Annotated in this window: 5 protein-coding genes; 4 read left to right on the top strand and 1 reads right to left on the bottom strand. The window is 69.2% G+C overall.

The window, feature by feature from the left end; all coding sequences use genetic code 11:
- Positions 1-187: 187 nt before the first annotated feature.
- The 3 genes from sepH (at position 188) to H0X00_RS20030 (ending at position 3,467) form a co-directional block, all read left to right on the top strand.
- Positions 188-1,318: a septation protein SepH gene (gene sepH / locus H0X00_RS20040; protein ID WP_293774243.1), complete on the top strand. Its 1,131-nt coding sequence runs from the start codon at positions 188-190 to the stop codon at positions 1,316-1,318.
- Positions 1,319-1,368: 50 nt separating this feature from the next.
- Entirely contained in the window at positions 1,369-2,184 is an 816-nt protein-coding gene (locus tag H0X00_RS20035; RefSeq protein ID WP_293774241.1) for an MFS transporter, read from the top strand.
- A 65-nt stretch (positions 2,185-2,249) separates the two neighbouring features.
- On the top strand, positions 2,250-3,467 hold the full coding sequence (locus tag H0X00_RS20030) for a HupE/UreJ family protein (protein ID WP_293774239.1): 1,218 nt from the start codon (positions 2,250-2,252) through the stop codon (positions 3,465-3,467).
- A gap of 78 nt (positions 3,468-3,545) precedes the next feature.
- Here H0X00_RS20030 and H0X00_RS20025 read toward each other — a convergent pair whose 3' ends face one another.
- Entirely contained in the window at positions 3,546-4,703 is a 1,158-nt protein-coding gene (locus H0X00_RS20025; protein WP_293774238.1) for a polysaccharide deacetylase family protein, read from the bottom strand.
- Between the two features lie 189 nt (positions 4,704-4,892).
- Between H0X00_RS20025 and H0X00_RS20020 the strand changes: the two genes are divergently transcribed.
- Positions 4,893-6,875, top strand: coding sequence for a putative glycoside hydrolase (locus H0X00_RS20020; RefSeq protein ID WP_293774237.1), 1,983 nt, complete (start codon positions 4,893-4,895; stop codon positions 6,873-6,875).
- Positions 6,876-6,916 lie beyond the last annotated feature (41 nt).

The following is a 6,916-nucleotide window of genomic DNA, read 5'->3' as shown; positions in this document are numbered from 1 at the left end:
GCTGGTGGCCGCTGCGCTCGCCGCGGCGGGGTCGCCCCGGCTGCGGCCCGGGGTGCCTCTGCCGGTTGCCGCGCCGGTCCTTCAGGAGTAGCGCTCATCACTGGGCGCGCCTCCACGGCTTTGCCTGCGCCAGCGGCCAGACTCGTGATCGACCTCAGGTGCCATCGGCAGCAGGAGGACTTCGGTCATGCAGGATCTTCGTCTTGTCGCAGCTAACGAGGGCGGCACTCATCTGGTGCTGCGCTCGCCCGACGGCGACAAGTTCGTGGTTCCCATCGACGAACGCCTGCGTGCCGCTATCCGTGGAGACAAGACCTTGCTCTCACAGCTCGACGTCGGTGACGGCCAGTTGCGCCCGAAGGAGATCCAGGCCCGGATCCGCTCCGGCGAGTCCGCCGAGCAGGTGGCCCGGGCCGCCGGGATCCACGTCGACCGGGTCCGCCGGTTCGAGGGCCCCGTGCTGGCCGAGCGCGAACACATGGCGCAGATGTCGCAGCGCGCCGCGGTCCGCCGCCCGGGCCAGGCCGAGCTCCGGCCGAACACTCTGGGCGAGTCGCTGCCGCCCCAGCTCGCCGAGCTCGGGCTGACCGTGGCGGAGCTGTCCTGGGACTCCTGGCGTCGCGACGACAACCGCTGGGTGGTCCAGGTCGAGTACCCGCACGACGGGCTGACCCAGCAGGCCACGTTCCTGTTCGACCCGCGCGCCCGCACGGCGGTCGCCGAGAACGAGCAGGCCCGGTTCCTGACCGGAGAGCTGGACGAGCACCCCGCCCGGGCTCCGTTCAAGCCCAGGATCGCCACGGCGTTGCCGATGGTGTCGCAGAGCGAGTCCGACCTCGACGAGACGGACGAGGACGACGATGAGATCCAGCCGTCCGCGCTGGTCCGTCGTCCGGACCCGACCATGAGCCGCCGCCCGGTGGACGTGGTGGCCCGCCGCCCCGGGGCGGTCCCGGCTCCGTCCTCGGCGCCGCGTCCCGCGACCCTGGTGGCCCCGCCGGCGCCCGCGCCGATGGTGGTGCCGCCGATGCCGTCCGCCGCTCCCCCGATGCCGGTTCCCGCCGTCGCGCAGGCCTCGGTACCCGAACCGGCACCGCGCCGCGTCGTGATCGACACCCCGACGTTGCCGATGGAGGCACCCGTCCCGGTCGAGACCGAACAGGCCATGCCGGTGCGGCGCACTGGAACCCACGACGCCAGCGCCGACGAGGTGCGCCAGGCGACCCCGTCGCCCTCTCCGTCGAGGGCCTCGGGCCGCCGACGCGCGTCGGTGCCCAGCTGGGACGACATCCTGATCGGGACCCGCCCCAAGGACTGACGTCCCTGCGAGCCCCACAGCCGTACCCTTAGTCTGAACACGCCGTCCAGTTGGTCGGGCCTGACGAGGGGACGGCCGATGGGTCCGTACGTCGAGGGCTGGCTGAGGAAGGGGTCGCCGCGGCGGCGCTGGCGATCTGGGCGGTCTTCTTCGGGCTCTACGCGCTGGCGTTCCTGTGCTTCCAGTACCAGGCCTTCGCCCCGAACTTCTCACCGCTGAAGAGCGCGCTCGGGATGATCCCGCTGGCGGTGTTGATGATCCCGCTCGCGGTGGCCGGGCCCGGTCTCGCCCGCCGTTACGGAGTCCGGCCGGTCGTGGCGTGCTCGCTGCTGATGGGCGGGCTGGGCGCCGCGATCGCCGGCGTCCTGGGACCGAGCCAGGGCTACTGGGGCCTGGCGGTCGGGTTCTTCATCTTCGGCGGCATCGGCCTCGGCGGCGCGCCGGTCACCGAGGCCATCACCCAGCGCCTGCCCGCGGCCAAGCAGGGCGTCGCGTCGGCGGTGAACAACCTGACCCGTGAGCTCGGTGCGGTCTTCGGCGTCGCGGTCACCGGCACGGCCTTCAACATGGGCTACCGGCACGAGATCTCGGCCGCACTGGACCCGGCCACCGACCCACTCTCGGAGCTCGCGCGGGAGTCCCCCGCAGCCGGGCTGGCGGTGGTGCCGCAGGCCGGACCGGAGGCGCCGCGCTACTTGCAGGCGGTCCTCGACGGCGTCGACACCGCCTGGCTGGCCGCGATGGGAACCGTCGCCGCGTTCTTCGCCCTGGCCGGGATCGTCTTCGTGCGGGCTTTCGGCGCGGGCCCGGGCGCGTCGCAGGACTCTGAGCCGAGCTCGACGGCGAGCATGACCCAGGCGACGTAGCCGGAAGTACGCCGATATTGCACAATCGCCCTCGGCGTATGTAGCACGTCGCGATCGGGGGGCTCATGGCGCGCGTTTTCCGACGCAGCGTCAGCATCGTGCTCGTGCTGTTCATCGCGGCGATGTTCACCGGCGCAGCGCCGGCACGCGCGCACGACTTCGCCAACGTCGTCTACGTCGACCTGACGGCGCCCGAGCGCGGTCACGTCCGCGCCGAGCTGTTGCTGGACTCGTACCTTCTCGTCGTCTCCGCGACGGATTACACCGAGGACCTCGAGCTCGGTCGGGCCGGAAACGACGCGCAGTCCAACCAGGACGCCGCGGCTCAGGCCGCGGCCCTGGATGCCCACGCCGATTCCGTGCTCGCCTACGTGATCGGTCACTTCGCCATCACGGCGCAGGGCCGGCCCTGCCAGCCGGTACGGGACGGCCCCATCACCGCCGAGCGTCGCGACGACCAGCCTTACGTCGCCTTGGTCCTCGACTACGACTGCCCGGACGCGGACGCGGACGCGCACGAGGTGCGCAGCGACCTGTTCCCGGACTCGGAGAACTACACCACCGACACCAAGACGATCGTCACCTTCGACCTCGATCTCAACGACGGCACCGCGATCCTCGACAGCGAGCACCGTTCCTTCAGCACCCACCAGTCGTGGCCCGAATGGTTCTGGTCGTGGTTCCGCGTCGGAGCCGAACACCTCCTGTACGGACTGGACCACATCCTGTTCCTGGTGGCCCTGATCATCGGGTCCCGCCGGCCGCGGGAGATCGTCCTGACGGCGACGACGTTCACGGTCGCGCACTCGGTGACGTTCATCCTCGCCGCGCTCGGGGTGGTGGAGGTCCCGGGCGGGCTCGTCGAACCGGTCATCGCCCTCTCGATCGCGGTCGTGGCCGGTTGGCACCTGTGGCGCAGCTGGCGCCGCGGGCCGGGCGCCGCGCTGGACAGTGAGCTGACAGGTGGTGGGCACTTCGGGCTGGACCGGCCCGGTTGGTCCCGACTCGGCGTGGTCTTCTGCTTCGGCCTCGTGCACGGCCTCGGCTTCGCCGGGGCCCTGGGAATCGACGAGCCCCTGTCCTGGAGGCTGATGTCCTCGCTGCTCGTGTTCAACCTCGGCATCGAGGCGGTCCAGCTCGGCGTCATCGCCGCCATCTTCCCGGCGCTCCTTCTGCTGCGCCGCTACGCACCGAGGACGGCGTTCTGGGCGTCGGCGCTCGTCTCCACGGGGGTAGCCGCCATCGCGCTCGTCTGGTTCGTGGAGCGCGCCTTCGGCGGGTGAGGACTTCCACCCGGACGGAGCAGTTAACGCCACAGGGCCCGATCACCCCGGCGGAGTGATCGGGCCCTGGGCCACGCGTCAGGGCGTGGAGGTGCTGCTCGGCGCCCCCGAAGAGGTCGACTTCGGGGTCGACGCGGGCGTCGAGGACGTCGTGCTCGAGGGGTTCGGCGACGACGTCGACCCGCTCGACGAGCCGGAGCTGCCCGTTGCGCCGTCCGGGTCGTATTCGTTGCCCTTGTCGGCCCACTTCTCGCCGAGCTTCACGGACGAGGTCGACGGGTAGGAAATTTTTTCCGGGTCACCGTCGGACGTGTACGGCGTCCACTTGCCCTGCTCGAGCAGGTTCAGCCAGTAGGTCGAGTCGGTGTCGACCGGCTTGGACTTCGGGCCGGAGCGGATCCGCGCGATCGCGTACGGGTCGAAGTCGACGTTGAAGGGCGACTTGGCCGGGTTGGACCCCACCAGCAGCGCGCCGTCGATCTCGTACGACTTGCCCTCGTAGGAGCCGCCGCGGATCAGCGACTTGTTCGTCGGCGAGATGCCGAACGGCAGCGAGATCGTGTTCACCACCGCGTCGGGCGCCGCCGCCTTGATGTCCTCGGAGTTGAGGGTGAGTTCCTTCTGGATCGTGGCGTCGGAGCTCTGCTTCAGGTTGATGTGGTTGACGGTGTGGAGGCCGACCTCGTAGCCGTTCTCCACCAGCCACGGCACGGCCTTCGGGTCGTTGAAGGGCGATCCGTTGACGTAGAAGCTCGCCGTCGCGCGGAAATCGGGATTCGCGGTCTCAAATGCCTCGAGAATGCCCACCGCGGAGTCCGCCGTCGGCTTTCCGTCGGCCCCGATCTGAATCTGCTGCGGCGACGAATCGTCGAAAGTCAGGACAACCGGGTGCTTTCCGGCCGGGACGTCGATGTCGCCCGCGACCAGCTCCTGCACGGTGATCGGGACGAAGTCCGCCTCGTGCATCCGCTCGAGCTCGGCCTTGAACTCGGTCGGCGTCTGGTCGTACTCGCCCTTCGCCTCGGGCTTGACCACGTGGTACATCATCACCGGCACGAGGGCGAGCTCGTTCGCCTTGACCGAGGCCGGGTCCACATCCGTCGCCGGAGCGGACGCCGTGGCCGACGGCGTCGACGAGGCACTCCCCTCGGCGGACGGGGCCGGGCTGTCCGTAGCCGTCGGATCGTCGTCGTCCCCGGCGCACCCGGAAAGCAACAATCCGGTAACCAGGGCCACTGCCACTATATCGCGTGGGCGCATTTCCCCCCCAAAGTCCGTTGGTACTGCCACTCTGATCTCAGTGATCGCAGTGATCTTGCGATCTAGCAGTTGATCATTAATGGTGATCATGACGTACCTGTGCGGACGCGGGTGGGGAATCAGCGCCACGCACAGGCGACAACTCGGTAAAGGTGGATGGGGACTATGACTGAGGGCATGCCGCCCGCCCCGTGGGGGGACTCTGGCGACGCCGGCAACGTGCCGCCGGTCGTCAAGAAGAAGCGCAAGACCGGTCGCAACGTGGCCATCGTCGGCGGTGTTGCGGCGCTACTCCTCGTGGTGGGTGCCGCGGCGTTCCCGCTGACCGCCGGCTCGGTCGAACTGGCCGCGAACAAGGAGCTCGGCTCCGCGCTCAACGCCGACGGCGTCAAGGACCTGGCGTTCACCGTGACCGGGGCGAAGATGTCCGAGGTCACCCTGAAGCTGGACGGCAAGGAGGTGCAGGGCTCGGAGGAGGGCGGGAACATCGTTTTCAAGCCGTCCGACCTCGCCGAGGGCAAGCACACCTTCTCCGCCTCCAAGTCCGGCAGCCTGGGCCGTACCGCCAGCGCCACCGAGGACTTCGTCATCGACACCGCCGCTCCGGTGCTGACCATCGACAAGCCCGCCGAGGACAAGCCGGCTGCGGCCGACGCGCCCTACAAGCTGACCGGCAAGGTCGAGGGCGCCAAGGAGTTCAAGGTCGACGACAAGGTCGTCGAGATCGGCAAGGACGGCACCTTCTCCGTCGACTACGAGAAGACCCCGGCCTCCATCCGCGTCTGGGCGGTCGACGAGGCCGGCAACGTGGTCGAGCAGACCGTCTCGTCCAACCTGCGACACGCGGGTATGCGCTCCGTGCACATGACGGCGCTGGCCTGGGCCTACAAGCCGCTGAAGGACCCGATCATTCAGCTGCTCAAGGACAAGAAGATCGACAACATCCAGCTGGACATCAAGGACGAGGACGGCATCATCGGGTACGACTCCGAGGTGCCGCTCGCGGACGAGGCCGGGGCCTCCAAGGCCACCTACAACCTCGCCGAGGCCGTCAAGGAGATCCACGACCTCGGCGGCACGGTCGTCGGCCGCATCGTCGCCTTCCGCGACCCGAAGCTGGCGAAGTGGGCGCTGTCCGAGGGCAAGACGGACATGGTCATCCAGGACCGATCGGGCAACGCGTACAACGCCGGCTCCTACGGCGCCGCGTCGTTCACCAACTTCGGCAACGCCGAGGTCCGCCAGTACAACATCGACCTCGCCGTCGAGGCGGCCAAGGCCGGCATGGACGACATCATGTACGACTACATCCGTCGTCCCGAGGCGAACCAGAGCCAGGGCGGACTGGAGGGGCAGCGGTTCCCCGGCCTGGAGAAGTCCTCCATTGCGGGCGTCACCGACGCGGAGATGGGCATCGTCGACTTCGTGGACCAGGCCTCCGAGCCGATCCACGAGGCCGGCGCGGGCGTCGGCGCGGCGGTCTTCGGCATCTCGAGCTTCACGCCGGTCTCGGTCGCGCAGAACATCCCGCTGATGGCCAAGCACCTGGACTTCATCAACCCGATGGTCTACCCGTCGCACTGGGGCCCGGGTGAGTTCAGCGTCGCCAAGCCGAACAGCCAGCCGTACGACATCGTCAAGCGGTCGCTGCAGGACTTCAACCGTCAGGTGCTCGGCACCGACTGCGTGATCATCCCCTGGCTGCAGGACTTCTCGCTGGGCGTGAGCTACGGCGCGGCCGAGGTGCGCGACCAGATCCGGGCCACCAAGGATGTCGGCATCAACAGCTGGATCCTGTGGAACGCGACGGCGAAGTACACCGCCTCCGCGCTCGAGGTGAAGGACGCTGCGTCCGACGCCGAGGGCGAGCTGCTCTACTCGATCAACAAGCCGGGCAACAACTCCGAGGGCACCACGGACGCGGAGAAGGCCAAGCTGTTCATCGACGCCTACTACGAGGCGAAGCGCAGCGGCACCACCTTCGTCGACCCGACCCAGGCTTCGGCCTCGGACAGCGCCAGCTCCGACACCACGGACGACGCTGCCGGCTCGGACGACGCGGACAGCTCGGACGACACCAGCTCCACCCCGGCGCCGACCACGGCCTCGACCCCGGCGGCGACGCCGAAGTCGACCTCGACGCCGTAGTACCGAACTAGCTCGACCGGAGCCCCGGCCCTCTTCGGAGG

This window comes from Sporichthya sp., from assembly GCF_013815995.1.
GTDB lineage: Bacteria > Actinomycetota > Actinomycetes > Sporichthyales > Sporichthyaceae > Sporichthya.
Note: the sequence above shows the minus strand (reverse complement) of the source record. Positions and strands in the feature narration are given on the sequence as shown.